Here is a 26,149-nt window from a genome sequence, read left to right as displayed (position 1 = left end):
CGCGATGATTACCTATACGTCCATCGTGGGCAGCGCGTCGGACCCGCACGTAGCCGATCTGCTACACGCGCTCGAACATCGTGGGCACGTGGACACGGTCACGATCGCCGCCGACGACATCCGCCGTCACCGGCTGCGCACGCACACCCAGCGCGGCGTGGAATGCGGCATCGCGCTCGATCGCCAGACGCATCTTTTCGACGGCGCGGTGCTGCATCTGGATGCCGACGCGGCGCTCGTCGTGCGCACCGAGCACACGCGCTGGCTGCGTGTGCAGGCGCGCGACGCCGCGAGCTCGCTCGAACTCGGATATTTCGCCGGCAACATGCACTGGGCGGTGCGCTTTGACGGGGTCGTGCTAGAGATCGCGATGAAGGGGCCTGTCGAAGACTACCGCGTGCGGCTTGCGCCCATGCTCGAAGATGGCCGCATCGGCGAGATCCAGCATGGTCACGAACATGCGCACGAGCATCCTCACGCACATCCTCACGCACATCCGCATGAACACGAGTACGTGCATGATTGAGTTCACGAGTCTGCTCGCGAGCCTGCAGCAATCGGACAGCTTTTTCCCGAGCGGTTCGATGGCCTTTTCATGGGGCCTCGAGGGCTTGCAGCAGGACGGACTCGTGACCGATGCCGCGTCGCTTGCGGTGTTCGTGCAAGAGCAGGCGCTAGCACGCTGGGCGAGCCTCGATCAGGGCATTGTGTGCGCCGCCTGGCGGGCGGACTCGCTCGACGCCTGGCTTGAGGTCGATGCCGCTGCCGAAGCCGTGACGCTGCCCGAACCGATGCGGCAAGGGTCGCGCCGGCTCGGCCGCACGCTTGCCGAGGTGCATGCGCGGCTCGATGTGGCGCTCGCGAAGGACCTGCGTGCGGCCATCGCCGCCGGGCGCACGCCCGGCCATCTGCCGGCCGTGCAGGGCATGCTGTGGCGCAGTTTCGGCATCGGTGAGGGCGAGGCGCGAGCGATCTCCGCGCATGCGGCGTGCACGGGCGCCGTGAGTTCTGCGGTGCGGCTCGGCATCGTCGGTCATCTCGATGCACAGCGCGTACTCACGTGTCTGCGCCTGCCGCTCGCCGCCGTGCTGGCACGTCCAGCGCCGGGTCTCGACGAACTGTGGTCCAGCACCTTCGCCGCGGATATCGCCGTAATGCGCCGTCACCGGCACGACGCGCGGCTCTTCGCCAACTGAACTGAATGCGACGGATGCGCAGATGCTACTGACACCCACCGAATACGAACGCCTCACGCTTTACACCGCTGCGCAGCTCGCTCGGCGTCATCGTGACAAGGGGCTCAAACTGAACCATCCAGAAGCGGTCGCGATTATCGCTGACGAAATTCTGGAAGGCGCGCGCGAAGGGCGCAGCGTCGCGGACCTGATCGCGTACGGCTCGACGCTTCTGACTGAAGACGATGTGCTGCCAGGCGTGGCCGACCTGCTCCCTATGCTGCAAGTAGAAGGCTCGTTTTCCGACGGCACCAAGCTCGTCACCGTGCATCAGCCGATCCGTGCGGGCAATGAGTCGCGTCCCGCCGACGCGCTCGTCCCAGGAGAGCTTCTCGCCGCGGATGGAGACATCGAACTGAACGCGGGTCGCGCGAAAGTCGTGCTCATCGCGATGAACACCGGCGACCGCCCGATCCAGGTCGGCAGCCATTTTCACTTTTTCGAGGTCAACCGCGCGCTGAGTTTCGATCGCGCGGCCGCGTTCGGCAAGCGGCTCGACATCCCGGCGGGCACGGCCGTGCGCTTCGAACCGGGCGATCACAAAGAGGTGACGCTCGTCGCATTCGGCGGAACGCAGGAGATCTTCGGCCTGAACGGATTGACCGACGGCGCCGTCGACGCAACCGGTCTGCGTGAAGCGGCCATCGACCGCGCCGCCGCGCGCGGCTTCAAGGGAGCCTGAATGGTCACGATGACACGCAAAGCCTACGCCGAGATGTTCGGCCCAACCACCGGCGATGCGGTTCGCCTGGGCGACACGTCGCTTCTCGCCGAGATCGAGTACGACTACGCAGTGCCCGGCGACGAATGCCTGCACGGCGGCGGCAAGACCCTGCGCGACGGCATGGGACTGAAGGCGGGCCACGACAGCGCTGACGGTGCGCTCGATATGCTGATCTGCAACGCGACCGTGATTGATCCGGTGCTCGGCATCATCAAGGGCGACATCGGCATCAAGGACGGGCGCATCGTCGCGATCGGCAAGGCCGGCAATCCACAGGTCATGGACGGCGTGCATCCGAAGCTCGTGTGCGGCGTCGCGACCACGGTCAAGGATGCCGAAGGCCTGATCGCGACGCCGGGCGGCATCGACGTGCACGTGCATTTCGATTCGGCGCAGCTCTGCGAGCACGCGCTTGCCTCGGGACTGACCACGCTGATCGGCGGCTCGCTCGGGCCGATTACGGTGGGGATCGATTGCGGCGGGGCGTGGAACGTGGGGCGCATGATGCAGGCTTCCGAACAGTGGCCGCTCAATTTCGGCTTTCTCGGACGCGGCAATTCGAGCAAGCCCGGTTCGCTCGTCGACCAGTTGCGCGGTGGCTGCCTCGGTCTCAAGATCCACGAAGACTGGGGCGCGATGCCGGCCGTGATCGATACGTGCCTGAGCGTCGCGGACGAATACGACTTCCAGGTGCAACTGCATTCGGACACGCTCAACGAATCGGGCTTCCTGGAAGACACCATCGCGGCGGTGAAGGACCGCACCATTCACATGTATCACACGGAAGGTGCGGGCGGCGGCCATGCGCCGGACATCATCGCGGTGGCCGGGCGCATGAACTGCCTGCCTTCCTCGACCAACCCGACCAACCCGTACACCATTAACACGTTCGACGAACACCTCGACATGATCATGGTGTGCCATCACCTGAATCCCGCGGTGCCCGAGGACGTGGCGTTCGCGGAATCGCGGGTACGCGCGCAGACCATCTCCGCCGAGGACGTGCTGCACGACCTCGGCGCGATCTCGATGCTCGGCTCCGACAGCCAGGGCATGGGCCGGATCAACGAGGTGATCTGCCGCACGTGGCAGCTCGCATCGAAGATGAAGGACCAGCGCGGGCGCCTGCCTGGCGAACGCTCGGCGCGCGGCGACAACGAGCGCATCAAGCGCTATATCGCCAAGTACACGATCAACGCGGCGCGCACCTTCGGCATCGCCGATACGGTCGGTTCGCTCGAGGACGGCAAGTTCGCCGACATCGTGCTGTGGCGGCCCGCGTTCTTCGGCATCAAGCCGGAGGTGGTCGTGAAGGGCGGCTTTATCGCGTGGGGGGCGATGGGCGACTCGGCGGCCTCGCTGATGACCTGCGAGCCGCTTGCGATGCGCCCGCAGTGGGGCGCGTTCGGCCGCGCGCCGGCCTCGCTCGCGGTCAACTTCGTGAATCCGCTCGCGCTCGATGCGGGCGCGGCGGCGAAGCTCGGGCTCGCGCGGCAACTCGTCGGCGCGTGCGGCACCCGCAAACTCAGCAAGCGCGACATGCTGCACAACGACGCCTGCCCGAATCTCACGGTCAACCCGCAGACCTTCGACGTGATGATCGACGGGCAGGTCATCCGCTGCGATCCGGCGCGCGAAGTGCCGCTGTCGCGGCGCTACATGTTGCGCTAATCGCTCGTACTTTCCGGAGACGTTCGGTGCCAGTTGAAATGGAAGCTTTCGATATTCAGCCGGTGTTTCAATCGACGGCGCGAGCGGCGCGGGTCGGTATCGGCGGTCCGGTGGGATCGGGCAAGACGCGACTGCTCGAGCGGCTGATCCCGCGTTTCGCCGCGCGCGGCATCGAGCTCGCGGTCATCACCAACGATCTCGTCACGCGCGAGGATGCTGAGCGCGTGCGCCGCAGCGGTCTGATCGATCCGGCGCGTGTGCTCGCGGTCGAAACCGGCGCGTGCCCGCATACGGCGATCCGCGAGGATCCCACGCTGAACCTGCAGGCCGCCGACGAACTCGACGAGCGCTTCGCAGGCCTGCAACTCGTGCTGATCGAGTCGGGCGGCGACAATCTCGCTTCATCGTTTTCTCTGGATCTGGTGGACTACTGGATCTTTGTGATCGACGTGGCGGCCGGCGACGATATCCCCCGCAAGCGCGGGCTCGGCGTCGTGTCCTGCGATCTGCTCGTCATCAACAAGTTCGATCTGGCGCCTTACGTGGACGTCGATCTCGAACGGATGGTGAGGGAGGCGCGCGAGGTGCGTGGCCAGCGCGCGGTCACGCTCACCAACTGTGCGACGGGCGACGGCGTCGATGTCGTAGTCGACGCGATCGTGGAGAACGTGCTCTTCGATGCGCATTGACGCCCTGCCGGCGAGCGCCGGACTCTGGCAGCCGCAACTCGACCTGTGCTTTTCGCGCGGGCCGTCGGGCGCCACTTATCTGTCGCGGCAGCGCGCGGGGTATCCGTATCATGTGGGCCGCCTGCTTGCGCATGGAGCGGATGCGCGAGTGATCGTGCAGTCGTCGTCGGGCGGACTGTTCGAGGACGACGACGTGCATCAGCATGTCGTCGCGACCGAACGGGCACGCGCTCGTGTGGAGACGGCTGCGGCCACCATCGTCCACTCGATGACACGCGGCTCGGCGAAATCGCGCGTGCATATCGAAGCGCACGCGGGCGCGCAACTCGACTGGCTGCCGCATCCGTCGATTCTCTTTCCCGGCACGCGGCTCGAAAGCAGCATCGACGTCGTCCTGCATCCCGGTGCGCGCATCATGCTGGCCGACTGCTATACGACGCACGACCCCACAGGCAGCGAGACGCCGTTCGGCGCGCTCGATGCGGCGATCTCGGTGCGCGGCGCACAGGGCCAGTTGCTTGCGCTCGACCGCTTCCGTCTCGACGGGGCATCGGGCCGGCCGTTGGGTGGCGTGAGTTCGCGCTTCGCCGCGCATGGTGGCTTGATGGTGCTGACGCTCGATGCCGAAGAAGGGGCTGCCGCCGCCCACGCGCTCGAACAAGCGACCGAAGATGCCGTCTACGCGGGTGCCGGCCTGTTGCCCGGACAGTGCGGCGCGTTCATGCGCGTCCTCGCCACCGACAGTCTTTCGTTGCGAAAGACGCTCGCCCGCGCGATCGATGCGGTTCGCGGCGCGTTGTGCAACGGGTGAGCGATGCATAGCGTCCAATCATTCAATCGTCCAATACAAGGAGCCCCCATGACGAGGCCGCATCTCGCAACCGCCGCGCTACCGCTCGATCCGTGGCGGCTGCCGAAGGAACCGTGGTATCGGCCGGTGCATCACGAGACCGAGTGGTTCGCGGCGGCCTATCACGCCCGTTTGCCGATCATGCTGAAAGGGCCGACGGGCTGCGGCAAGACCCGGCTGGTCGAGTACATGGCGTGGAAGCTCGGGCGTCCACTCGTCACGATTGCCTGCCATGAGGACATGACGGCGGGCGATCTGGTAGGTCGCTACCTGCTCGACGGCAATGGCACCTATTGGCAGGACGGACCGCTTACCCAAGCGGTGCGCCACGGAGCGATCTGCTATCTCGACGAAGTCGTGGAAGCGCGCACGGATACGACGGTTGTGATCCATCCGCTCACCGATTCGCGCCGCATCCTGCCCATCGACAAGTGCGGCGAGCTGATCGCGGCGCATCCCGACTTCGTGCTCGTGATCTCGTTCAATCCGCATTACCAGCACGCGTCGAAGGACTTGAAGCCGTCCACCCGGCAACGCTTCGTCGCGCTCGACATGAACTGGCCCGACGCGCACGCCGAAGCGGACATTGTCGCGCATGAGACCGGCGTGAGTGCCGAAGTCGCGCAAAAGCTGGTGGCGCTCGGTGCGCGCACGCGCGCGCTCGACGATCCCGCTTTGCCCGAGGGCGCATCGACCCGCATGCTGATCTATGCGGCGACGCTGATTGTCGGCGGCATGGACGAGCAGTCCGCGTGCCGCATCGGCGTGATCCAGCCGCTCGCCGACGACGCGGACCTGTGCGCCGCGCTGATGGCGGTGGTCGCCGGCGTGTTCGGCTAAGCGATGCGGGCGGACCAGGCAGTCACGGGTTCACTGGACGCGGCCGCGCGCGTGCTCGCTTTCTACCTGAAGGCGGCGTGGAGCATCGCGCCGAAAGTTCAGTCGCTCGCCGCACAGAGGGACGACGGCGAGATGCGGGCGGATCGTCCGCTCGTGACGGAGCCGGTGCTGTTCCTACCCGACGCGCGGGTCGCATGCGATGAACCCGCCGACGAAGCTCTCTTCTACCTCGCGAGCGCGGCGCATGCCGCCGCACACCTGACGTGGTCGACGGCGCGCTTCGATCAGGGCAAGCTGCGGCCGCTGCAGGTCGCGCTGGTGGGGGCGTTCGAGGATGCGCGTGTCGAGCGGCTCGCCGTGTTGCGTTATCCTGGTCTGCGGCAGTGGTGGCTGCCGTTTCATCGGACCGGCACGCAGGGCGCGAGGACGGCGCCGGCGCTGATCGCAAGGTTGTCGCGCGCATTGCTCGACCCGGATTATGCCGACGACGACGGCTGGGTGACGAAAGGCCGGCGTCTCTTCGACGCAGCGTTCGCCGCGACGCACGGCGCCGATCCGGCCATCTCGCGCGAGCTTGGCAACCTGCTCGGCAACGATCTCGGCCAGATGCGCGTGCAGTTCAACGCGAAGACCTATGCGCAGGAGGCCGCGTATCGCGACGACAATAGCCTCGTCTGGAACGCCGAGCCGACGCCGATCGCCCATGCGCCCGACGACGCTCCTGCCGAGCGCAACGCGACGCTACAGGAGTCGCCGAACCTGCGCGAGCTGCTGCCCGATGCCGCGCAACCGCCTCGCGGGCTCGCTGCAAGTCCGGGCGAAGCGCCGGCGTCGGCCGCACCCGCGGAGCACGACGACGAGACGCCATCGACCGTTGTCTCCGTGGCGCGGTATCGCGAATGGGATTATGTGATCCGGCGCTATCGGAGTCACTGGTGTCGGGTGGAGTCGCTGCGTCCTGAACCGGGCGACCGGCTTTTGCCCGAGTTCGTCGACGAAGCGGCGGAGCGGCGCGTGCGCGCTATTTTTCGCGCGGCGCGGCATCGCGTGGCGGTGGGTAGTACGCGAGCATATGAAGGCGACGTGCTCGACCTGGATGCCTGCATTATGGGCCGTATCGATGCGCGTCGCGGCATGGCTGACGACGTCAAGGGCTTCATTGTGCGGCGCATGCGTTCGGAGAGCGGGCCGCTCGCGGTGCTGCTGGATCTGTCGGCGTCGGCGGCGGGGCGCATGCGCGGCGCGGTTGCGTCGAGCTGCATGCTGGGCCGCGCGCTCGCGGCGAATGGCCGCCCGTTCGCGATGTACGGCTTTCACTCCGACGGCCGCCAGCGCGTGCGGTTTCATATCTTCAAGGATTTCGCCGATGCGTGGAGCGGTGCCGTCGAGACGAGGCTCATGGCTGTTCGTCCGGGACTGTCGACCCGGTTTGGTGCGGCGCTCCGGCACGTCGGCGCGACGCTCGCGCCCGAAGTCCGCAGCGGCGTGACGGCTTCGGTCCTCGTGGTATCGGACGGCGTACCCTTCGACGTCGACAGTTTCGATCCGCGCTATCTGCAGGAGGACATGCGCCGCGCGATCAGAGAGCTGGCGGCACAGGGCATTCGTTGTGCCTGCCTCTCGTTCGACGCCGCTTCACTCGATGTCGCCGTTGCGATGTTCGGGCGCGAACGCGTGGCCCTGGCGGCGCAGGAAGACGGTCTCGCCGGCGCGCTGCAACGGATCGCAGCGGTCACGGCGTAGCCCGCTCAACGCTGTGCCGGCCGCTTCCTGTACATGAAGACGAAGCGCGCGGGCGCGTCGCCCGCGTGCGTGGCCGCGCGGCTCAACCGGTAGCGCGACGTCATGAAATCGATCACCGCCGAAGCCGCCGCCGGGGACAGCGCGGGCTTCCACATCCAGATGTCCTCGCGGCGATCCACGGCGCACGCCTCGAAGAGCGCGCAATCGGGGTCGCTCGCCGCGCCGATCACCCAGTCTTCCATACGCGCGCCGAACTCCTTGATGTAGCTGAAGCACTCGAACTTGATCTGCTGCACGCTGTAGTTCACCGTTTCCTCCGGGGCATCGTGCCTGTTTTATCCTGCAAGCGGCATCAGGCGCGCCGGCGAAGTTCCGCTAGCGGTGCGTGAGCGCCACTGCTCGAAGAGGTTCGCGCCCGCGCGCTTTTCTTCCGCCGACATGTCGCTCAGCACGTTCTCGAGTGCATTGAGCGCGGTGCCGACGCCATGCTGCGCGGCCAGCGAGAGCCACGCGAAGGCCTGCACCCGATCGCGCTCGACGCCGCGTCCCGTCGCATAGCTGAAACCAAGCCGCGCCTGCGACGGGTAATGGCCCTGTTCAGCAGCACGCCGATACCACTGCGCGGCTGCCGCATCGTCCTGCTGCATTCCGCGGCCTTTCGCGAAGAGACTGGCGAGGTTCGCCTGTGCGAACGGGTCGCCGTTCCCGGCCGCCATCGTGATCCAGCGCACGCCCTCGGCCTCGTCGTGCAGCGCTTCGTGAGGCGACAGCAGCATGGCGCCGAGATTCGTCTGCGCTTGCGTATGTCCCTGGCGTGCGGCCTTTTCATACCATTCGAACGCGCGCTGCAAATCGGCTTCGACGCCTTCGCCATTCGCATAGAGCGCGGCGAGCCATGCCTGAGCGTTGCTGTCGCCCGCTTCGGCGAGGGCTTCGAAGGAATGGAAGGCGTCGTCGAAACGGCCCTTCGCATATAACTTGACGGCCTCGTCGAGGCTCGGTTGCGTCACGGCAATCATGTGGTGGCGTATCCGGTAAGGGGAAGGAGGTTCGTGCGCCGTGCGATGCGGGCGGCGAGCGTGCTTTCGAGCCAGCGGGCCGAATCGGCAGGAATGTCGATTGCGGCGCAGCGGCGCTCGAGCAGATCCTGCCATCTCGCGAGCGATTGCGAGCCGTAGACGCTCACGCGGCATACTGTGCGCTGCAATGCCACCGGTTGGAGAACGATCACGCACGTGCTCTTGCCGGCAGAGAGCACGATCAGATTAGGAAAACACCACGTGGCACGCACCGGATCGTCACCGCTTTCGAATGTTGCGCCCCCGTCGCGTGCACCGACGAGCTTCGCGCCTGCCGCAATGCGCTGTCCCACATGCTTCCAGTTGCCGGACAGTTCGATCCACTCGTTGCCGCGCCGCTCGCTCACGCTTGCAATGGCGGCTGGTACCGCGCCGGCTTCAAACGCCTTGCCCGCCGGGTCGAGATGAACGAACAGCAGTGGCCCGAATGCGGCGACACGCACGCCCAGCAGACGCTCCGGACGCAGCCCGAGATACTGATACATCTCGGGGCTCGGCGTGCCGGTTTCGGCTGCTGTCAACGGCGCGCGGTCGCGGCTGTGTCCGCAAGACGTGAACGAGCACGACGTTTTCGCACCTTGCCGGCATTGCAGCGGTACGACGCGGCAGCCGCCGTGCTGCGCGAGGTTGAAGCGGCCAGCCAGTCGGCCGCTCGCGAGACGTTGCACGTGCACCGCATGATCACCGACGGTGAACGGCAGCAGGTCGCCCGCGACGGGAATGTCCTCATCGACGCCGATGCAGATCCACTCGCGGGTCCAGACCGCATCGTCCTCGATCTGCGCGAACGCGAGCGTACGGTAGGCATCGGCGTTAAGCGAGGACGTCCGAACGGGCGCCTTAACGCGTGACGCGACGATTTCACTCATGGTGTTGTCTCCCTGCGAATCAGCTCGTTGTCACGACAGCGGGCGATTCATAGTCAGCGCGTCCACGGTGTACGACCGCGCTCGCCGAGGCGGCCGGCAGCGGGCCGTCGGCACTGAAGCGATCGAGCACGTTCTTCGTCAGCCGCGAAATGTTGTTGTCGCAATTATTCCAGGGCAACGAGCCGCAATACGCGATCGAACTGAAGGCGAAACATCCGCCTCCGTTTGGCGTCTCATGGAAGGTGATGTCGGCGCGAACGCGTGGATGGACGGTGCCGTCCAGGCCCTGCTGGTTGAAGCCGAAGTCTTCCATCACGAGCAGGTAGGCTTCAGTGTGACGTCCCGCGGAGGTGGCCACGGTCAGAATGTGTGGCGGCGAGCCGAGCATGGTGTCGACGATATCGAGTTCGAGTCCTGCTGCACCGCCGCCGACGAGGCCGAAGTTGCCGAGTTTCTCGTCATAGTCGATGCCTTCGAAGGCCCAGCCAACGCGTTCGTCGAGACTTTCCGGCGTGCGCGAGAAATAGCTGGAGATATCGAAGCCCTCCGACGACATGCCCGTGCCCGCGACCGAATGCAGGTAGCGACCGCGGTAGCGCCACATGCCGCCGAGTTCGCCGGTACCCTGATGGTAATACTCGCCCGGATCGGCACGCCACGTGCGGATGCCCGATTCGCAGCGGCGCATTTCGGTGACGATGCCGCGACCAAGTTCATCGTAGGCCGGATGATACGAATGCACCCAGTACCAGCCGTCGGCACCCATGTACATGATGCGGCCGCCGCGCTGCGTGTAGTCGTGCAGCGCGTCAAGCTGCGGTCCCGAATTATGCTCCGGATGGGAGCCAGTGATGATGACGTTGTAGTCTTCGAGGCGCGCAAGGCCGTCGTAGGTCAGGTCTTCGTCGGTGAAGACGTCGTATTCGTAGCCGAGCGTCTCGAGCCAGTACACGAGGTGCAGATCGGCCGGATATTGCCACGGCGCCTGTGCGAGGAAGTGGTCGTACTTCGGGCGAATGCTCAGGATGGGCCGCAGCCGCGACGACAGGCAGATGCCGCTGCCGTCGGTATGCGTGTCGTAGATCGAACCGGCGTACTCGCGATGCTCGGCGAGGAACATGTTCTGCTGCTGCATGATCGGAACGCGATAGACGAAAAGCTCTGCGCCGCCGGCATTGCATGCAACGTGCTCATTCGCATACGCCATATAGCTGATGGTCGGCACCATCACTGCGATCTTCGACTTTTTCGCGCCGAGCTTCGGCACGATCCAGAACGGGATGTAGTCTTCGTCGCCTTCGGACGTGGTGAGCTTTGCCGCGTAGAAGCGGCTCTTGATGTCCTCCGGCACCTTCCATTCGAAACTGGCGTCCCAGCGCGCATTGTCGAGGTCGTCGTCGTGGAAGTGGATCGCGCCGTATTCCTTCTGCGCGTGCTTCCAGTCGAAGTTGCGGCCGGCCCAGTTGTAGCCGGTCATGGCGCGCGTCGGGCAGTTGACGAGCGATGCGTGAAATTTGTACGGTCCCTGGTCGCGGCATACGAGCGTGTCGATGCCGTCCGAAAAGTCCCATGCCGCCACGATGCATTCGGACAACGGGCCGGTCGGCCCTGAATGGCGGCGCTCGCTCAGACCGGGTTGCACACCGGCCTTCATCGTCTCGATCTCGAAGCGCGAGAGCGCGCGGTTGCACAGGCGCGGGCTATCGATCTTGCCGTTGTAGTGACCGCCGATCAATACGCCCTGTGGCACGGACGAGCGGCCGATCGGACCGCTTTCGAGTTCCTTCACGAATCCCGCGATGACGAGCGGAATGTCCGCGTGCCTGATCGGGCCGGCGCACTGCGCTTCAACGGGCAGCACGGCCGGGTCGAGCGCATAGGCGATCTGCGGTTCGTGATACAGCACCACGGCGCCGCTCTTCGCATCGAATGTGGCGGCGAGGAAATGCCACGCATGGTCCCGCAGAGGCGCGCCGGTGGTGACGGTCTGGTCGTTGATGCGCAGTTCGGCGCAGCCGTCCTCATTGATGAAGAGGCCATAGCCCGCGCCGTTCGACCACTTCGTGACGAGGCCCTGCTCGCCGTGCTTCCAGTAGCGCGCATCGGTGCGCGGCGTGGTCGGCCAGATCCAGCATTGCAGCGTGAAGCTCTCCACCTGCAGTTGTGGCGCATCCGGCACGTACGCATACGAGCCACCGTAGACCGCTTGCGGGCGGCCGTCGTAAGTGGCTTCGCAATCGGCCATGACGGCCTTCTCGATGAAACCCGGTCCGCGCGGGTTGGTGTCGCCGTTGATCATCTGCACGATCGATGCGCGGTATTGCGCCGGGCCGTCACAGTTGACGTAGAACCTGATCGTGTCGCCGGGATGGACGCTGAATTTGTCCGCGTAGCCGGTGAGTCGCATTGCACACATGGAGAATCGCTCCTGCCTTGATGCCGCTCGTCGAGCGGCGGTCGTCGTGGTCCCCGCGCCGGCCGGGCCGCGCAGGGAAGGGCGTTATTGCAGACCGGGTCAGGTCACCGGCCAGTTGTCGTCGCGACGCTTGTAACCTTGTGAATAGTGCTCGGGCATGCCGTCGGTCTCCGGCATCTCGTCCAGACGCATCAGGAAGATCGCGTGCTGGATATCCTGCTCGCTGGTGTAGACATCGTCGGTGACGAAAACCGGCGGCAGGCCGCGAATGCCCGACAGCCGGCCGATGCGCCATTCGGCGTCCACCTTCGTACAGATTACGATAAGCTTGTTTTTCGGCGACGCACCGCGCATGCGCAGCAACACACGGCGCAGGTCATGGTACTCATGGGTGCCGCCGGTCACGACGGTGGTGTCGCCGGGTGTCTGGCACTTGAGGACCGAGAAGCCCGCCACGCCATGCATGGACTCCGTGCATTCCTTGTGAAGCGCGATCAACCGCTCGCGTTCGGGCGTGCCTTTCTTTGGGATAGGAATCATGAGATCAACCTCATAGAGAGATTTGAAGGATGACTAATCTTTTTTACAGAAAACTGGAACAAGGCCGTCGATACGCCGCGCGATTTGCAGCGTCTGCGCGCTTGCACAGCCGCTGAAACGCAAAAAAGCCCGAATGCCAGAAACACTGGCAAGTCGGGCTTTTTGGCCTTTTGCCGTCCGAGACGTCTTTGTCTCGTTCGGCATCGTTGAGTCAAGCTTTGCTGCTGCTTACGCCTGATTGAGATCAAGGCGCAGACTTATGCTGCGACAAAGATTCAGCAAAAAGTGTGCCTGTGACTGCGCGTAATGCATGTGCGCGCTGTCAGCGTTTGCCGCTAGCGGCTTTCAGTACTGCTCGCGGACACTCGGCCATCGATTTTTGCCGGCATGTCCTGCGCGACAAACGTGCGCGGCTGTGCATCGGTGGTGCGTCCCGCACTGCTAACGGGCGTTTCAGTGCGCATGGAATCGGTCCTGACGATTTCATCGGCGACGGCTTCTATCAGCGCGTGATTGTCGCGCGCCTGCAAACACAACGCACGGTACGCATCTTCTTCCGATAGTTGCTGACTCTTCATGAGAATCGACTTGGCGAGTTCGATCGTCCGCTGCTTCGATGCCTTTTCCTCAGCGCGCTGGATGTACTTTTCCAGCGACTTTTGCTTCTTGTGCTGCGCGACGGTGACAGCGATCGCGGTGAGCACGCCGAACGAGCGAACCGGCGATGGAATGACGCTGAAGGCATTGAGCAGCATGACCGCTTCGATCACCACCGGATTTTCATAGGTCACGACGGGAATGATGGGCGGCGCGCCTTTCTGGCCGAGCCAGGTGTGATGGGTCGCGGCGGTCTGCGGGTTCACTGACATGATCACCAGGTCGATCGCGTCGAGTTCGACATCGAGGTTCGGCCAGCATACTTGCACCTTGCAACCGATCCGTTTCAGGTGCCCGAGCAACTCATCCCTGTCCTGGTCGGGTGAGTGCACCACCGCTATACGCAGCGATCGTATGTCCTGCAAGGCTTGAGAAGTCGGCTGCCTACGTGTCATGAAAGACCCCCGGCGGTAGTGGGAATGCCGTGCGCGAACGGACCGCTATCGGCCGGCGTGTGCGCGATCACATACGGGTCGGCACGCACGCGCTCAGGTATTGCGCTGACGATATCGAACTGTCCCGCTGCATTGGCTCGGCCTATTCGGGTATGAAGATAGGCGTGATGATTCTCTTCGTCCATACGGATGCGTCCCTGCGGCGCATCGAACTCCATGCCCGGCAAGGCACGCAGCAGTGACACCGGATTGTCGCTGCCCACGCTGCGCATGGCATTGGCGAGCACGTGCATCTGGAAGTAGGCCGCCTCCCAGCACATATTGGTGACGGCGTCGCCGCCCATGAATCGCCGGTAATTGTCGAGGCAGGCGCGGTTCGTTGGTGTGTCGACGGACTGGAAGTACGAGGCAGATGTGAAGTGGCCTTCGCCAAGGTGCGCGCCCATCGCGGCAATCTCTGCCTCGGACGTCGTCACGCTGGCAATCGGCATGGTGCGCGGATCGAGGCCGCTCTTCGCGAAGCTGCGATACAGGTGCTCGACGCCGACGCCCACCACCGTCGAGAACACGAAGTCGGGTGACAGCGCCGCGATGCGCGTAGCGATCACGCGATAGTGTTCCTCGCTGGCGTCGAGCGGCACGTAGAGCTCGTCCACCGTTTCGCCACCGCGCTCGAACACGAAGTCCTTCATGATGCGGTTCGTTTCGTAAGGGTAGATGTAATCCGAGCCGATCATGAACACGCGCGAGCCGAAGTTTTCAAGCATGTAATCGGCGAGGGGAACGCAGGTCTGGTTAGGCAGGGTACCCGTGCAAAAAACGTTGCGGCTGTACTCGAAGCCCTCATAGAGCGTCGGGTAGAAGAGCAGTGCGTTGTGCCGCTCGACCACGGGGATCACTACCTTGCGGCCGCTCGACATGTAGCAACCCATGATGAGCCGCACACCTTCCTCGACAATCAACTCCTCGGCCATCGACGCATAGTTGGCCGCAACCGAGCCCGGATCGCGGACAAGCAGCTGGACTTCCCGGCCATTGATGCCTCCCGCGCGGTTAATTTCGTCGGCTGCGAAAAGGGTGGCGCTTTGCTGCGAGGATTCGATGAGACCTGTTACGCCCGTGGTCGAATACAACACGCCGATTTTCACGGGTTCATATCTGGGTGAAGACATATTGGGTTTCCTGTGACGTCGATGCGTTTTCTTATTGCGGTCCGTTCGCCCAGACTTGTGCGCACAAGCTTCGCTGCGCACAGCCATCGTGCATTTTTGCCACAAATTGGCGTGTTGGACGCACATCTGCGCGGACTTCGTAAGGCTCGCTGAGATTGCGGCATCGTCGTTGAATCAAATTTATATAAGGCGATGCCAAGGCGGTCGACGGATTCCGGCGATGACGCGAGTAATTTGGCACGAACCTTGCTGTTTAACGCTCGTGATCTGGAGCAGCACGCCAGTCCTGCAGAACGATCATAGTGAATTCCGCCGCATGTGACAAAGGTGTCATATACGGTAAAGGCCAAAAAGCCCGACAGCTAAGTCATCCTTAGTTGCGGGCTTTTTTTTGTTTACTACTTTTTCGATGAAGGCACCATGAAGAATTCTCGACGCGACTTTTTGAAAACAGCCGCTGCCGCGGCGGCCGCCAGTACGCTCCCGGGTGCCCTCATCCTGGGCTCGCGCGGGGCAAACGCTGCTGACCCGATTAAGGTTGGCATTCTGCATTCGCTGACCGGTACGATTGCGATTGCGGAGGCGCACGTGGTCGACGCGGAAAAACTCGCGATTGAGGAGATCAACGCGGCTGGCGGCGTGATGGGGCGGCCCATCGCGCCGATCGTGGAAGATGGCGCGAGCGACTGGCCCACTTTTGCTGAAAAGGCGCAGAAGCTCGTGGAAAGCGACAAGGTGGCGGCGGTGTTCGGCTGCTACACCTCGGCGTCGCGCAAGGCCGTGCTTCCGGTATTCGAGCGCTACAACGGGCTGCTTTACTACCCGACCTACTACGAAGGTCTGGAGATGTCGAAGAACATCATGTACACCGGCCAGGAAGCGACGCAGCAAACCATTCCCGCCGTGAACTGGCTGGCGAAGAACAAAGGCAAGAAGTTCTACCTGATTGGCTCCGATTACATCTGGCCGCGCACCACCAACCGTATCGCGAAGGCGGCGATTGCAAAGGCGGGCGGCACGGTGCTCGGCGAGGACTACTTTCCGTTGGGCGCAACGGAGTTCTCGTCGGTGATTAACAAGATCAAGGCGGCCAAGCCTGACGTGATTCTCTCTACCATCGTCGGGGGATCGAATGTCGCGTTTTACAAGCAGCTCAACTCCGTGGGGATGACCGGCAAGAACCAGGCGATCATGGCGCTGGCGGTGACCGAGGAGGAGGCGATTGGCATCGGCAAGGACAACCTGGTGGGCGTGTACTCGTGCATGGGCTATTTCCAGAGCGAAAAGAACCCACAGAACGAGAAATTCGTAGCGGCATTCAAGGCGAAGTATGGGCGGGATCGGGTGCTGGGCGATACGCTTGAAGCCGCCTATACCGCGGTCTACCTGTGGAAGCTCGCCGTGGAGAAAGCGAAGAGCACCGATGTCGCCAATGTGGTTGCTGCTTCATCGGGACTCGCCTGGAGCGCCCCCGAAGGGGACGTGCACTTTCACGTCAGCAATCACCACCTGTGGAAGCATTCACTAATCGGGATGTTCAGGCCGGACGGGCAGGTCGACATCATCTACGAGTCGCCGCTGATTGAGCCGAACCCGTTCCCGAAGCTCGGGTAAAGCGCTTCACAAATGGTATTGAGTAGCGCGCGTTCGGCGCGCGCCCGCGACGTCCACTTACAAGGTCGCCACCATGTCTCTCGATGTCTTCCTCGTACAGGTGTTCAATGGCCTGTCCCTGTTCACTGTGCTCGCGCTCATGGCGGTGGGCCTCGCAATCGTCTTCGGCCTGATGGGCGTTATCAACATGGCGCACGGTGAGCTCATGGCGCTCGGCGCATACATGACGTACCTGACGTCGGTCATTTTCCAGCGGTTTTTCCCCACGCTGATGGGTACCTATTTTCTTGTGGGGATTCTGGTGGCGTTCGCCGTTACGGCTGCGGCCGGCTTCGTGCTCGAGCGGGTGATGATCCGTCGGCTCTACCATCGTCCGCTCGACACCATGCTCGCGACATGGGGCCTCTCGCTGGTGCTACAGCAAGTCTACCGGCAGATCTTCGGGCCCATCGACGTCAGCGTGCCGACCGTCTCATGGCTGAGGGGCGCATGGAATGTCACGCCGGACATCGGCCTGCCGCTCAGCCGCATTTTCATTCTGTTCCTTACCTTGGCGGTGGCGCTCGCGGTCTACCTGTTCCTGTTTCGCAGTCGCTGGGGTCTGCGTATCCGCTCGGTCATGCAGAATCGCGCGATGGCGGGTGCTGCCGGCATCGACACGGAGCGCGTGGACGCTGTGACTTTCGCGGTGGGGTGCGGCCTTGCCGGCATCGCAGGCAGCGCGCTCACGATGCTGGCTTCCACCGGGCCCGTGACGGGGCAGCAGTACATCGTCGACACGTTCATCGTTGTCGTGTTCGGCGGCATCGAGAGTCTGCTCGGCACGTTCCTCTCGGCGTTTGCGATCGGCCAGCTTCAGTCGATGTTCGAACTTCTGTTGAGCGGATCGATGGCCAAGGCAACCATTCTTTTGCTCGTGATTGTGGCCCTGTACTTCCGGCCGCAGGGATTGTTCGCTCTCAAAGTAAGGCGTTGAGTGAATCAGGTGCCGTGACAAGTTCTGTGACTTTCAAAGGTCACAGCAAACTGTTTTCGGTCTGCTGCGTGCGACGAACAATGGCCTTCGTATTTCACTATCACTCTGGCGGCCGCCTTCCCGGCGGTTCTGTGCAGCGTCGGGTGGTCAGCATTAAATCGACTATATGTACCGAGTGCGACATGACACATGATCCGTCAAATATGCATGCAAATTCAGAACGCGAAGTCGGCATTGATCTCGCGAATCTCACCGTAGAAGCGGTACAGGACGGTTTCGCAAGCGGACGCTTTACCGCTGAGTTGCTCGCGAAAGCGTGTTTCGAACAGATCGAAGCGTACAACGGGAAATACAACGCCCTCATTTTTTTGAACCCGGCAGCACTCGAGGATGCGTGTGACATCGACCGGCGCCGCTCAGCCGGCGAATCACTGGGACCGCTGGCGGGCGTCCCGGTCGTCGTCAAGGATCCGATGGACATGGTTGGTTTTCCAACGACGGCCGGCTGGTCGCTGCTTTACAGCAAGACCGGTGGCGTCGATCTGATGCCGGCGACAGACGCGCCGGTCGTGGCGCGCATGCGCGCCGCGGGTGCGATCTTGCTCGGCAAGACCAATGTGCCTGTGTTGAGCCACTCCGGCACGCATGCGAACGACAGTTGGGCCGGTCCGACACTGAATGTCGTGATGCCGGATCGCGTGCCGGGCGCAAGCAGTGCAGGCACGGCCGCCGCCGTTGCATCGGCGATGGCGGTGTTGGGACTCGCCGAAGAAACGGGTGGATCCATCCAGAACCCGGCGTCGTCGCAAGACCTTGTTGGGATCAAACCAACGGTCGGACTCGTACCGAACACGGGCGTGGTGCCGCTGTCCGGCAATCGTGACGTGGTGGGCCCGATTGCGCGAACCGTGCGCGACGCGGCACTGTGCCTCGATGTGCTCGCGGGACATTCATCGGAAGATCCGAAGACGCTGGCTTCGGTCGGACATCAACAGGCGGGTGGCTATACCGCGTCGCTGAGCATCGACGCGTTGAAAGGGAAGCGGATCGGTCTGTACGGACCGGGCTGGCGTGCGCAGCCGCTGTCGGATGAAGCGGCGCAACTGTACGAACGCGCGAAGCACGAGTTGCAATCGGCAGGCGCGATTCTCGTCGAAGACCCGTTTGCCGCTACGTCGTTCTCTTTACTTCGCAAGCCAACACCTCCGCTGGTCAATTTCGACGCGCGCGGCATCGAGTCGATTCCCTACGACGTTCACCAATACTTGCAGCGCCTGGGTCCTGATTCCCCGTTGAGGACGTTCGACGACTTCGCGAGGGCAACCGCTTCGCAAGATGCGTTCGGTACGAAGGGCGTGCTCAGTTTTGTGCGCAACTTGCCTCAATTTGCTGCGGCACTAGCGAATCCGGCAACGCCACCGGACATCTCCGAGTTCATCGAACTCAAGGCGCAGTATCTGCGCATCTTCGACGCTGTGATGAACGCACAGCAACTCGACGCGTTGGCGTTTCCGCAAATGCGTTGCGAACTGCCGCCGCTTCATGGGGAGGAAACGATTCAGGAAACGACGGTCGGAGAAATCAATATCGCTGGATTGCCGGGCGTGACGGTCCCAGCGGGTTACTACGCGTCGGGTTCGCCGTTCGGGATTATCTTTGTTGGCCGTCAATGGGACGAAGCGGCGCTTATCGCGATGGCTTATGCTTATGAACAGGCAACACACCACCGTAAAGCGCCGACGCTCTTGATGGACGTATCAGCGCGCATCAATACGCTTGTGAGCGAGCGCAATAATTGTTAGATGTATGCTGAATATTTTCGCACCGGTGCCCTGAAGAGCGCAGTGCAGAATGTGGCGCTCATCCATATGTGCCACAGCATCGTGATCGTGACGTTGGTAGCATCAGTTTCGGCAAATGAACGCCACATAAAATAAGCGCACAGTGATCGACTCATCCTCCAGACGGGAGAGTTGATTATGTTTGAAACTCTTTAGATACTGATATGGAAGGTCATCGAGAGTAAGCCCCTGGAGTAAAACGGAGGATTCCGACACCCGTTTTTCGAAAGGAGCACGCAAATGGATGCGCCTGTCACGGCCCCTCAAGGGCAACACAACGATCGTCGGGCGGCTGTATGTCGCCTTCGAACTGGGCGATACGAGCTGGAAGCTGTCACTGGGCGACGGTGTGCGCGCGCCGAGCCGGTGTACGGTGGTGGCCGGCGATACGGCGTCGGTCCTGACCTCGATCGCGAAAGCCAAAGCCCGCTGCCATCTGGCCACTGATGCGCCCGTGCGCAGTTGCTATGAGGCCGGGCGGGACGGCTTCTGGCTGCACCGCTGGTTGACCGGGCAAGGGGTCGCCAACCTCGTAGTAGAGCCGGCCAGTATCGAAGTGAACCGGCGGGCACGCCGCGCGAAGACGGACCGGCTCGACAGCGACAAGCTGCTGTCGATGCTGATGCGCTACCACGCGGGTGAAGGGCGGGTGTGGGCGGTCGCGCGGATCCCGACTCCCGAGCAGGAGGATGAGCGGCGCGTGCATCGGGAACTCGGGCGTCTGCGGCAGGAGCGCACCGCCCACAGCAACCGGATCCGCTCGCTGCTGGTGCTGCACAACCTGCGGGTCGAGCACATCGGCGGGCGCGCGTGGGCGCACTGGTGGGCCCAGCAGGCAGGGCACCTGCTGCCGGGTTTGCGGGCCGAGATTGAGCGCGAGTCGAGCGGCTGTTGTCAATGCCGCCCGTAATTTCCCCAGAAGGGGGTGCGGCTAAAATCTTGGACTGGTTTATGCCGCAATTCCAAGACTCTCCCGGTATTCGAGCGGGCTGAGTGAGCCAAGCGAGACCTTGATCCGCTTTGCGTTATACCAGCGGATGTAGGAGTCGACTACCTCAATGAATTCCTCAACGGTCGTAGCCTGCCAGTCACGAGGATAGAACAACTCCGTCTTGAGTCGCCCGAAGAAACCTTCGCAGGCTGCATTATCGGGCGAGCATCCTTTGCGTGACATCGAACGAACTAGCCTGGCATCGCGCATCCGTGAGAGCCATCCCGGCCAACGATAGTGCGCACCGCGATCGGAGTGGACCACAGGCCGTTCATCGCTGTTGGCCACCGTCTCGATGGCCGCATCCAGCATGGTATTTACGAGTTCGGCATCCGGCCGCGTGCCGATTGACCAGCTCACAACGAGACCGTCGAAGCAGTCGATCACCGGCGACAGACAGACCTTGCCGGCCGGAATCTGGAATTCGGTAATGTCGATGAGCCACTTTTCATTCGGGGCTGCTGCACGGAAGTCACGATTGATGATGTTCTCCGGCGCGGTACCTATTTCTCCACGGTAGGAGCCGTAGCGACGTCGCCTGGTTGTGGCAGCGGCCAGACCCTCCTGCCTCATCAAACGTCGCACTACCTTCTCCGAGATGACGACCTGCTGCCTGCCCAATGCCGCGCGTATTCGACGATATCCGTAGCAACGATGATTGAGTTCGAAGATGTCTGCGATGACGCGACGCGCGTCAGCATGCTTGTCAGCGACGAGCAGACGTGCACGGTGATAAAAGTAGGAACTGCGAGCAAGCCCCAATACGGCTAACAGCTCAGGCAACGTGTAGGTCTGTTTCAGGGCGTCAACCAGCATCGTCTTCTCCCGGTTGCTCAGGAGTTGCAGGTCGACGCCCAGTCCTTTTTTTAACAGTTCATTTGCCTTCTTCAGGATATCGTGCTCGAGCTGCAATTGCCGGATGTCGCGTCGAAGCGATTCGACCTGCTGCTCCAGTTCCGCCCGCTCATGGGCCGGTGCTGGATTCTTATGGCGTTTCATGGATGCCGGAACCTCACGACCGAGTAGCTTGTTTTTCCAGTTGTAAAGCGTCGGCCTGCTCACGCCTATCTTTTCAGCAACTACGCGGGCACCTCCCTCCCGGGTGCACAGTTCGATGACTGCTGCCTGCTTCACCTCTCGCGATTTTGGAACGCCGCCAGTAGCCCTGCCAACAACGCGCTTTCCGATTTCGGGGCGCAGTTCTTCAATCCACGCTGAAAGCGTCCCACGACTCGGAATCTCAACGCCCTCAAGGTTGCAGCAACACAACGGTCACGACTCAGATAATGATCGACGGCCGCCTTCTTCTGTTCGGTCGAATACCTCGGCCTCGAACGAACATAGCCGGTCCGTAAATCATGACACTGTTCGTATTCGCGATGCCAGGATTTAAGAGAATTCTTGGTCGGGTACCCCAGCTGTCGGATGGTCGCTCCGATGCGCTTACCCAACTTTAAGTAGAGCCGAACCGCTCGAAGGCGGTCTTCGTACGAGTACATGAACTACCCCCAGGTAGTCCAAGTTTTCGTCCGCACCCCCGAATCAGTCATATAAAAACCTACGATTCCAAATCTCGTCCTCACGGCGGGACAAGGGAGGCTTCGTGGAGGTATCCCATGTTTTCGAATGACGGGCCGGTTCACGTATTGCGGGTTATCTACGACATCAGCAGGCAGACCGCAAGTTTTCCGTTTAGTGGACGCGTAAAAATTGTCTTTGAGGAATGGAAAGGACGAGGCAGTGTTTATCTGGGCGCATTCTTTGCCGAATTTGAAGATGAAATTGTTGCGAACGAGGACAGCGGGATTGTCGCCGCACATCGATTGAATGGCCGCCGATGGGTGTACTTTACGATTACGGTGGGTCCCCCGCAGGACACCTTGCCCGAGCCCATCTCGGGAATGACCTTTCATTATGGAGAACCCGAAGCTAAGGCAGATGGCATCGGCACCACGCTGTTGAACTCGACTGCCATGTGGTACTCGGTCCCGAAGTCGAGCGGAACACTAACGGTCGTCGAAGCTTCGTTTGCGAGGTTCACTCTAAATGATGCATCCGCATGAGGCGTGTGGCCGTTGCGAGGTATGTGCATCAATGGTCGGCACCCCGCAGCTGCATTGGAGATTATTCCGTCACGTCTGGCGGTTCTTACTTCGAAAGCGGCCATTGCGGCCTCGCGGCCCCCAACGGCCCCCAACGGCCCCAACGGCCCCAACGGCCCCAACGGCCGAGATGGGGTCGGGTACAGTCTGTCGCGGCGGATGGCTTGTGAATTCAGGCGTGGAGGGCGTCGGGCAGAAATCGGCCATGAAGAGTCACTTGTACCTCGCCTCGCTCGGACATTCAGACGGCGGCTCCTCGCCATCAAACGGCCATTCGATCTTTGTGAAATCGTCTTTATCTCCAGCACTTCGGGTACAGGGGGCGGACATTTCGAGACGTAGTCAGAACTAGAACGTGGATTCGAGACAAGGCTCGTCGCTCCCAGAGCGCAACGACGTTTCGACATAGACCTCGGCGTACCAAGCCGCGGCGTTACGCCGCGCGGGCTCGACGCCCGCGACGCCCGCGACGCGAGCCGTTGAACGTTTGATCTCATCTGAGTTTTAGACAAAATGCGCAGATTCGAGCAAAAACCCGTAGTTTCGGTCAATACAGAGCAAATGCTCTCGGCATAAAATTTTTTAAGCACGCTTCCGTCTGTCGGACGAGGAGCTTGTTATGCGTTTACTGCAGTCAGGACGATTTGGTATTCGTTATACGGGTTCCTTGCCAAGGAGCACTTGGCGGTTGACCAAGGAGCTGCACGCCCAGCTATGAGGCTTAACTTGGCCAGCCATGCGTGCCAACCGGCGTGTATTAGAGGTCAAATTGCAATGCGATCCATGGAAGTCAAACGCTCAACCTTCTTCGCCGCCTTAACAATCTCACGGACGGAGTCGCGGAAGTGGATGTCGATCATGCCATTCGCGACAAACCGCGTGCTGGTGCGATCCGCGCGGGGCAGTTCAAGGTGTGCGTAACCGGTCGACCAAGCACCCACACGGCGACCATCAGTTGGTGCGCCGCAGGTTGCGTTTACTACGGGGACCAGGTCTGGCGTCACTCGGTCGCGACCCGCGCCGGAGTGTGTGCGACAAGCGGAGAGAAGATCCATAAAGGGGATCCTATCTACAAGCCGTCGTGCTATCGAGCAACACCGATGAATATGGACGCCATGATCCTGGCGGCCCACATTGATCGGTTGGTGATCGATCTTTAGGCAGGCGTGCACCCGATGAAAAACACCGCATCCGTCTTGCTCAAACCCATTGATACACGCCGAATGGCGGCGGCGAGCCGGAAGATCCTGGCGAACGAATGAACTGAGAAAACGACCTCGTTACGAGATACGAAGGGGAATGACTATGGATCGGCTACAAGCGATGCTAGTGTTCACAAGGGTCGTCGACAGCGGGAGCTTTTCGCGCGCTGCGGACACGCTCGATCTCGCACGAGCATCTGTCACCGTCATCGTTCAGAATCTTGAAACTTATCTGAAAGTTCGCCTGCTACAGCGCTCGACGCGACAACTCAGCCTCACACCCGAGGGCGCGCAGTTCTACGAACGTTGCGTGAAAATACTGGCGGAAATTGACGAGATGGAGGGTAGCATCTCGATCATTGCGAGGATACCAAAAGGCAAGCTCCGCATCGACACCCCGGGATTCATCGGAAAAGCCCTCCTGATTCCAGCTTTGGACGACTTCAGAGCCCGTTATCCAGACATCGAACTAGCCATCGGTTTCGGAGATAAACCTGTCGATCTGATCCAGGAGGCAGTCGACTGTGCAATCAAGCTTGGATCACTCATGGATTCTAGTCTCGTGGCGCGACGCGTTGGTACGCTGCAACGAGTGACAGCGGCAGCTCCAAGATACCTGGAATACCATGGCGTTCCTCATTCAATCGACGATCTGTGTGCGCATGTCGGTGTGCGATATCTCTGCCCCGGGCCAACACGCGCATCCGACTTACAGTTTCAATTAAACGAAAGGACGATCAAACTAAATCTGCGAGGAAGCGTGGCAGTCAACGACTCAGAAGCCTATCTAGCATGCGGCCTGAACGGGTTTGGTATCGTCCAGGTGCCTCGCTTCATGGCTATCCCTTACCTTCGCTCCGGGGAGCTGGTAGAAATTCTGCCGCGTTGCAAGCCAAAGGCAACTCCGGTTTCCGCCGTTTATCCGCAGAACCGGCATCTCTCGGGCTCTGTACGGGCTTTCGTCGACTGGATTTCAGAACTATTCGAACGCGCCTCGCTCTTCGCGACAGAGGTGCGTAATGAGGTGTCGCCATGTTCAGACGAGCCGGCCCACTCCGCGCTCACGGGCTCTTTTGCACGAGCAGCGTCCAACACCGCAGAGACTCCCGATCATTCCGCCGCGGCTCACGCGCTCTAGATACCCACGCGGCGAGCTACTTCGCTCCCGCGCCGGAATCGTATCAATCGACATTACTGAACTTCCCCTTCCAACTGCTCTGGCCGAAAAAAGCCGTCGCCAACGTGTCCTTTCATTTAATTGATAGGCTTCGAGTCGTTGACTGCCACGCTTCCTCGCAGAATTAGTTTGATCTGACCGAAACACGTTTTCCCCCATCCTACGTCGCTTCGGCACAGCAATAATCAACCAGAAGAACCGAGTGAACCGCAAGGGGATCAGCGAAGTTGAATGGCTAGCTGATGAAGTCTGTATTCGCGGCGTTTGAACACTGGCTATCGCCATCGGCGCGCAGCGATTGTCGCCGCGCGCGACTGCACCCGAAGGTAACCTGGCGGACGTTGATTGTCGAAGGCTGAGCACAACTGAATTCGCCTTTGCCTACTAGCGCCCCGACGCCAACGGTCTAAACCATAGTCAAACAGAGTGAAGTCCGGTTTGGGTATGTACGCCTTCATGGGCGGAGATCTCGGAACTGGTGGCTACCGCGGGTATCGATTCGACGCCGCAACCGACGTGAAATTCGTGTGGGAATCAGCCATGAAAACTGCAGCGCAACTTTTGAATGAATTCCTCCCGCTGGCGCACAACCCGAAGAAGGGCGCCCTTTTGTTCGCTGAAGACGGGGTTGTCGAGCTTCCGTATCTGACGGACCTCGGCATGCAGTGGCAATACAAAGGGCGCACCAAAATTGCATCTCTGTATGCATTGCTTCTCCAGCTTGTTCCTGAGTGGGACTATCGCGACGCAGTCGTGCTGATTGATACCTCGGAGAGTGCGTTTGCCGAATACAAGGTCGATGCACCAGCCGTCGCGACGCAGCAGTCGTTCAAGCAGCATTTCTTTGGCTACATCCACGTCGAAGACGGAAAAATCAAGCTGTTACGCGAAGCCCTGAACATCGTGATGACAGCGTACTCGTTCTTCCCTAACCGATTGGCTGACATACCGCAACCCGAAGCCGTATAAGGCATGCCCGGGCGCTGTGCCTACTTAGGCATCCATCGAAAAGGAGTTTCACCTTGAAAGCTGTCGTACTTACCGCATATGGCGACCCTGCAACGGGTCTCGAATTCCGTGAGTTGCCAGAACCCGCCAGTCCGGGCGGGGGGCAGGTGCTGGTCGGGGTCGAGTATGCCCCAATCAACTTCAGCGACATTCTCGTCGCACGGGGCTTGTACCCGCTGCATCCCGAATTGCCATCTGTTATCGGCAACGAGGGGGCTGGACGTGTGCTGGAGGTCGGTGCCAGAGTCGGCAACCTCAGGCTCGGCGACCGCGTCGCTCTCCCAAGGGGCAGCTTTACCTAACCCGAGCGGATGGTCGTCAACGCGGACGGCATAGTCGCGCTTCCTGCCGATGCCGA

Annotated in this window: 24 protein-coding genes and 1 pseudogene; 17 read left to right on the top strand and 8 right to left on the bottom strand. The window is 61.7% G+C overall.

The window, feature by feature from the left end; translation table 11 throughout:
- Nucleotides 1-4: 4 nt before the first annotated feature.
- The 8 genes from ureE to P3T21_RS27140 are packed head-to-tail and all read left to right on the top strand — an operon-like array spanning nt 5 to nt 7,752.
- Nucleotides 5-526, top strand: coding sequence for an urease accessory protein UreE (gene ureE / locus P3T21_RS27175; protein WP_429259045.1), 522 nt, complete (start codon nt 5-7; stop codon nt 524-526).
- Nucleotides 447-1,196, top strand: a complete 750-nt coding sequence (locus P3T21_RS27170; RefSeq protein ID WP_429259044.1) for an urease accessory protein UreF — start codon at nt 447-449, stop codon at nt 1,194-1,196. The genes ureE and P3T21_RS27170 overlap by 80 nt, the downstream gene beginning before the upstream one ends.
- A 22-nt stretch (nt 1,197-1,218) precedes the next feature.
- Nucleotides 1,219-1,917, top strand: a complete 699-nt coding sequence (locus tag P3T21_RS27165) for an urease subunit beta (RefSeq protein WP_429259043.1) — start codon at nt 1,219-1,221, stop codon at nt 1,915-1,917.
- A 9-nt stretch (nt 1,918-1,926) separates the two neighbouring features.
- Nucleotides 1,927-3,630, top strand: a complete 1,704-nt coding sequence (ureC, locus tag P3T21_RS27160) for an urease subunit alpha (protein WP_429259068.1) — start codon at nt 1,927-1,929, stop codon at nt 3,628-3,630.
- Nucleotides 3,631-3,656: 26 nt separating this feature from the next.
- Nucleotides 3,657-4,319, top strand: coding sequence for an urease accessory protein UreG (ureG, locus tag P3T21_RS27155; RefSeq protein ID WP_429259042.1), 663 nt, complete (start codon nt 3,657-3,659; stop codon nt 4,317-4,319).
- Entirely contained in the window at nt 4,309-5,130 is an 822-nt protein-coding gene (locus P3T21_RS27150) for an urease accessory protein UreD (protein ID WP_429259041.1), read from the top strand. Before ureG ends, P3T21_RS27150 begins: the two co-directional genes overlap by 11 nt.
- Before the next feature lie 48 nt (nt 5,131-5,178).
- Nucleotides 5,179-6,009 (top strand): CbbQ/NirQ/NorQ/GpvN family protein, encoded by an 831-nt coding sequence (locus tag P3T21_RS27145; protein WP_429259040.1) that lies wholly within the window; start codon nt 5,179-5,181, stop codon nt 6,007-6,009.
- A 3-nt stretch (nt 6,010-6,012) separates the two neighbouring features.
- Complete coding sequence (locus P3T21_RS27140) at nt 6,013-7,752, top strand: nitric oxide reductase activation protein NorD (protein WP_429259039.1); 1,740 nt, start codon at nt 6,013-6,015, stop codon at nt 7,750-7,752.
- Between the two features lie 5 nt (nt 7,753-7,757).
- On the opposite strand, the gene P3T21_RS27135 is transcribed toward P3T21_RS27140, so the two are convergent.
- The 7 genes from P3T21_RS27135 to P3T21_RS27105 form a co-directional block, all read right to left on the bottom strand.
- Complete coding sequence (locus tag P3T21_RS27135) at nt 7,758-8,060, bottom strand: hypothetical protein (RefSeq protein ID WP_429259038.1); 303 nt, start codon at nt 8,058-8,060, stop codon at nt 7,758-7,760.
- A gap of 27 nt (nt 8,061-8,087) precedes the next feature.
- The gene (locus P3T21_RS27130; protein WP_429259037.1) at nt 8,088-8,771 is read right to left on the bottom strand and encodes a tetratricopeptide repeat protein; all 684 of its coding nucleotides are present in this window, start codon (nt 8,769-8,771) and stop codon (nt 8,088-8,090) included.
- The gene (locus P3T21_RS27125; RefSeq protein WP_429259036.1) at nt 8,768-9,700 is read right to left on the bottom strand and encodes a hypothetical protein; all 933 of its coding nucleotides are present in this window, start codon (nt 9,698-9,700) and stop codon (nt 8,768-8,770) included. The genes P3T21_RS27130 and P3T21_RS27125 overlap by 4 nt, the downstream gene beginning before the upstream one ends.
- A gap of 19 nt (nt 9,701-9,719) precedes the next feature.
- Complete coding sequence (locus P3T21_RS27120; RefSeq protein ID WP_429259035.1) at nt 9,720-12,116, bottom strand: N,N-dimethylformamidase beta subunit family domain-containing protein; 2,397 nt, start codon at nt 12,114-12,116, stop codon at nt 9,720-9,722.
- Between the two features lie 99 nt (nt 12,117-12,215).
- On the bottom strand, nt 12,216-12,656 hold the full coding sequence (locus tag P3T21_RS27115) for a hypothetical protein (protein WP_429259034.1): 441 nt from the start codon (nt 12,654-12,656) through the stop codon (nt 12,216-12,218).
- Between the two features lie 335 nt (nt 12,657-12,991).
- A complete protein-coding gene (locus tag P3T21_RS27110; RefSeq protein WP_429259033.1) occupies nt 12,992-13,708 on the bottom strand; it encodes an ANTAR domain-containing response regulator in 717 nt (238 codons plus the stop codon).
- Complete coding sequence (locus P3T21_RS27105; RefSeq protein WP_429259032.1) at nt 13,705-14,880, bottom strand: transporter substrate-binding domain-containing protein; 1,176 nt, start codon at nt 14,878-14,880, stop codon at nt 13,705-13,707. Before P3T21_RS27105 ends, P3T21_RS27110 begins: the two co-directional genes overlap by 4 nt.
- A 420-nt stretch (nt 14,881-15,300) precedes the next feature.
- Here P3T21_RS27105 and urtA point away from each other — a divergent pair, with 420 nt between their 5' ends.
- From urtA to P3T21_RS27085, 4 genes and pseudogenes are all read left to right on the top strand, one after another.
- Nucleotides 15,301-16,494: an urea ABC transporter substrate-binding protein gene (urtA, locus tag P3T21_RS27100; RefSeq protein WP_429259031.1), complete on the top strand. Its 1,194-nt coding sequence runs from the start codon at nt 15,301-15,303 to the stop codon at nt 16,492-16,494.
- Nucleotides 16,495-16,567: 73 nt separating this feature from the next.
- On the top strand, nt 16,568-17,470 hold the full coding sequence (gene urtB, locus P3T21_RS27095; protein ID WP_429259030.1) for an urea ABC transporter permease subunit UrtB: 903 nt from the start codon (nt 16,568-16,570) through the stop codon (nt 17,468-17,470).
- 203 nt (nt 17,471-17,673) lie between these two features.
- Entirely contained in the window at nt 17,674-19,272 is a 1,599-nt protein-coding gene (locus P3T21_RS27090) for an amidase (RefSeq protein WP_429259029.1), read from the top strand.
- Between the two features lie 279 nt (nt 19,273-19,551).
- Nucleotides 19,552-20,191: pseudogene (locus P3T21_RS27085) on the top strand (IS110 family transposase); the annotation flags it as partial.
- 69 nt (nt 20,192-20,260) lie between these two features.
- On the opposite strand, the gene P3T21_RS27080 reads toward P3T21_RS27085, so the two are convergent.
- Nucleotides 20,261-21,801, bottom strand: a protein-coding gene (locus P3T21_RS27080) for an IS3 family transposase (protein ID WP_429259028.1) whose coding sequence is annotated in 2 segments (ribosomal slippage) — nt 20,261-21,543 and nt 21,543-21,801 — 1,542 coding nt in all. Because the reading frame shifts where the segments join, the coding sequence is not laid out codon by codon here.
- A gap of 117 nt (nt 21,802-21,918) precedes the next feature.
- On the opposite strand from P3T21_RS27080, the gene P3T21_RS27075 reads away from it, so the two are divergent.
- From P3T21_RS27075 to P3T21_RS27055, 5 genes are all read left to right on the top strand, one after another.
- Nucleotides 21,919-22,365 (top strand): hypothetical protein, encoded by a 447-nt coding sequence (locus P3T21_RS27075; protein WP_429259027.1) that lies wholly within the window; start codon nt 21,919-21,921, stop codon nt 22,363-22,365.
- An 884-nt stretch (nt 22,366-23,249) separates the two neighbouring features.
- Nucleotides 23,250-23,564 carry a DUF3331 domain-containing protein gene (locus tag P3T21_RS27070; protein WP_429259026.1) on the top strand — a complete coding sequence of 105 codons (315 nt, stop codon included), beginning with the start codon at nt 23,250-23,252 and terminating at the stop codon, nt 23,562-23,564.
- A 145-nt stretch (nt 23,565-23,709) separates the two neighbouring features.
- A complete protein-coding gene (locus P3T21_RS27065; RefSeq protein WP_429259025.1) occupies nt 23,710-24,744 on the top strand; it encodes a LysR family transcriptional regulator in 1,035 nt (344 codons plus the stop codon).
- Between the two features lie 483 nt (nt 24,745-25,227).
- On the top strand, nt 25,228-25,752 hold the full coding sequence (locus tag P3T21_RS27060) for a nuclear transport factor 2 family protein (protein ID WP_429259024.1): 525 nt from the start codon (nt 25,228-25,230) through the stop codon (nt 25,750-25,752).
- A 53-nt stretch (nt 25,753-25,805) separates the two neighbouring features.
- Complete coding sequence (locus tag P3T21_RS27055; protein WP_429259023.1) at nt 25,806-26,093, top strand: alcohol dehydrogenase catalytic domain-containing protein; 288 nt, start codon at nt 25,806-25,808, stop codon at nt 26,091-26,093.
- Nucleotides 26,094-26,149: the final 56 nt, after the last annotated feature.

It is taken from the genome of Paraburkholderia sp. GAS334 (genome assembly GCF_050436625.1).
In the GTDB taxonomy this organism is placed as follows: Bacteria; Pseudomonadota; Gammaproteobacteria; order Burkholderiales; family Burkholderiaceae; genus Paraburkholderia.
The sequence above is the reverse complement of the archived record's forward strand: the minus strand, read 5'-3'. Positions and strand labels throughout refer to the sequence as shown.

Excerpts from the sequence above, each read along its gene's own strand:
- P3T21_RS27125 (WP_429259036.1), bottom strand. The coding sequence starts at position 9,700 with ATGAGTGAAATCGTCGCGTCACGCGTTAAGGCGCCCGTTCGGACGTCC.
- urtA (WP_429259031.1), top strand. The coding sequence starts at position 15,301 with ATGAAGAATTCTCGACGCGACTTTTTGAAAACAGCCGCTGCCGCGGCG.
- P3T21_RS27150 (WP_429259041.1), top strand. The coding sequence starts at position 4,309 with ATGCGCATTGACGCCCTGCCGGCGAGCGCCGGACTCTGGCAGCCGCAA.
- P3T21_RS27140 (WP_429259039.1), top strand. The coding sequence starts at position 6,013 with ATGCGGGCGGACCAGGCAGTCACGGGTTCACTGGACGCGGCCGCGCGC.
- P3T21_RS27145 (WP_429259040.1), top strand. The coding sequence starts at position 5,179 with ATGACGAGGCCGCATCTCGCAACCGCCGCGCTACCGCTCGATCCGTGG.
- P3T21_RS27075 (WP_429259027.1), top strand. The coding sequence starts at position 21,919 with ATGTTTTCGAATGACGGGCCGGTTCACGTATTGCGGGTTATCTACGAC.
- urtB (WP_429259030.1), top strand. The coding sequence starts at position 16,568 with ATGTCTCTCGATGTCTTCCTCGTACAGGTGTTCAATGGCCTGTCCCTG.
- ureC (WP_429259068.1), top strand. The coding sequence starts at position 1,927 with ATGACACGCAAAGCCTACGCCGAGATGTTCGGCCCAACCACCGGCGAT.
- P3T21_RS27060 (WP_429259024.1), top strand. The coding sequence starts at position 25,228 with ATGTACGCCTTCATGGGCGGAGATCTCGGAACTGGTGGCTACCGCGGG.
- P3T21_RS27090 (WP_429259029.1), top strand. The coding sequence starts at position 17,674 with ATGCATGCAAATTCAGAACGCGAAGTCGGCATTGATCTCGCGAATCTC.
- ureE (WP_429259045.1), top strand. The coding sequence starts at position 5 with ATGATTACCTATACGTCCATCGTGGGCAGCGCGTCGGACCCGCACGTA.
- P3T21_RS27130 (WP_429259037.1), bottom strand. The coding sequence starts at position 8,771 with ATGATTGCCGTGACGCAACCGAGCCTCGACGAGGCCGTCAAGTTATAT.
- P3T21_RS27115 (WP_429259034.1), bottom strand. The coding sequence starts at position 12,656 with ATGATTCCTATCCCAAAGAAAGGCACGCCCGAACGCGAGCGGTTGATC.
- P3T21_RS27120 (WP_429259035.1), bottom strand. The coding sequence starts at position 12,116 with ATGTGTGCAATGCGACTCACCGGCTACGCGGACAAATTCAGCGTCCAT.
- P3T21_RS27170 (WP_429259044.1), top strand. The coding sequence starts at position 447 with ATGGTCACGAACATGCGCACGAGCATCCTCACGCACATCCTCACGCAC.
- P3T21_RS27110 (WP_429259033.1), bottom strand. The coding sequence starts at position 13,708 with ATGACACGTAGGCAGCCGACTTCTCAAGCCTTGCAGGACATACGATCG.
- P3T21_RS27065 (WP_429259025.1), top strand. The coding sequence starts at position 23,710 with ATGGATCGGCTACAAGCGATGCTAGTGTTCACAAGGGTCGTCGACAGC.
- P3T21_RS27105 (WP_429259032.1), bottom strand. The coding sequence starts at position 14,880 with ATGTCTTCACCCAGATATGAACCCGTGAAAATCGGCGTGTTGTATTCG.
- P3T21_RS27165 (WP_429259043.1), top strand. The coding sequence starts at position 1,219 with ATGCTACTGACACCCACCGAATACGAACGCCTCACGCTTTACACCGCT.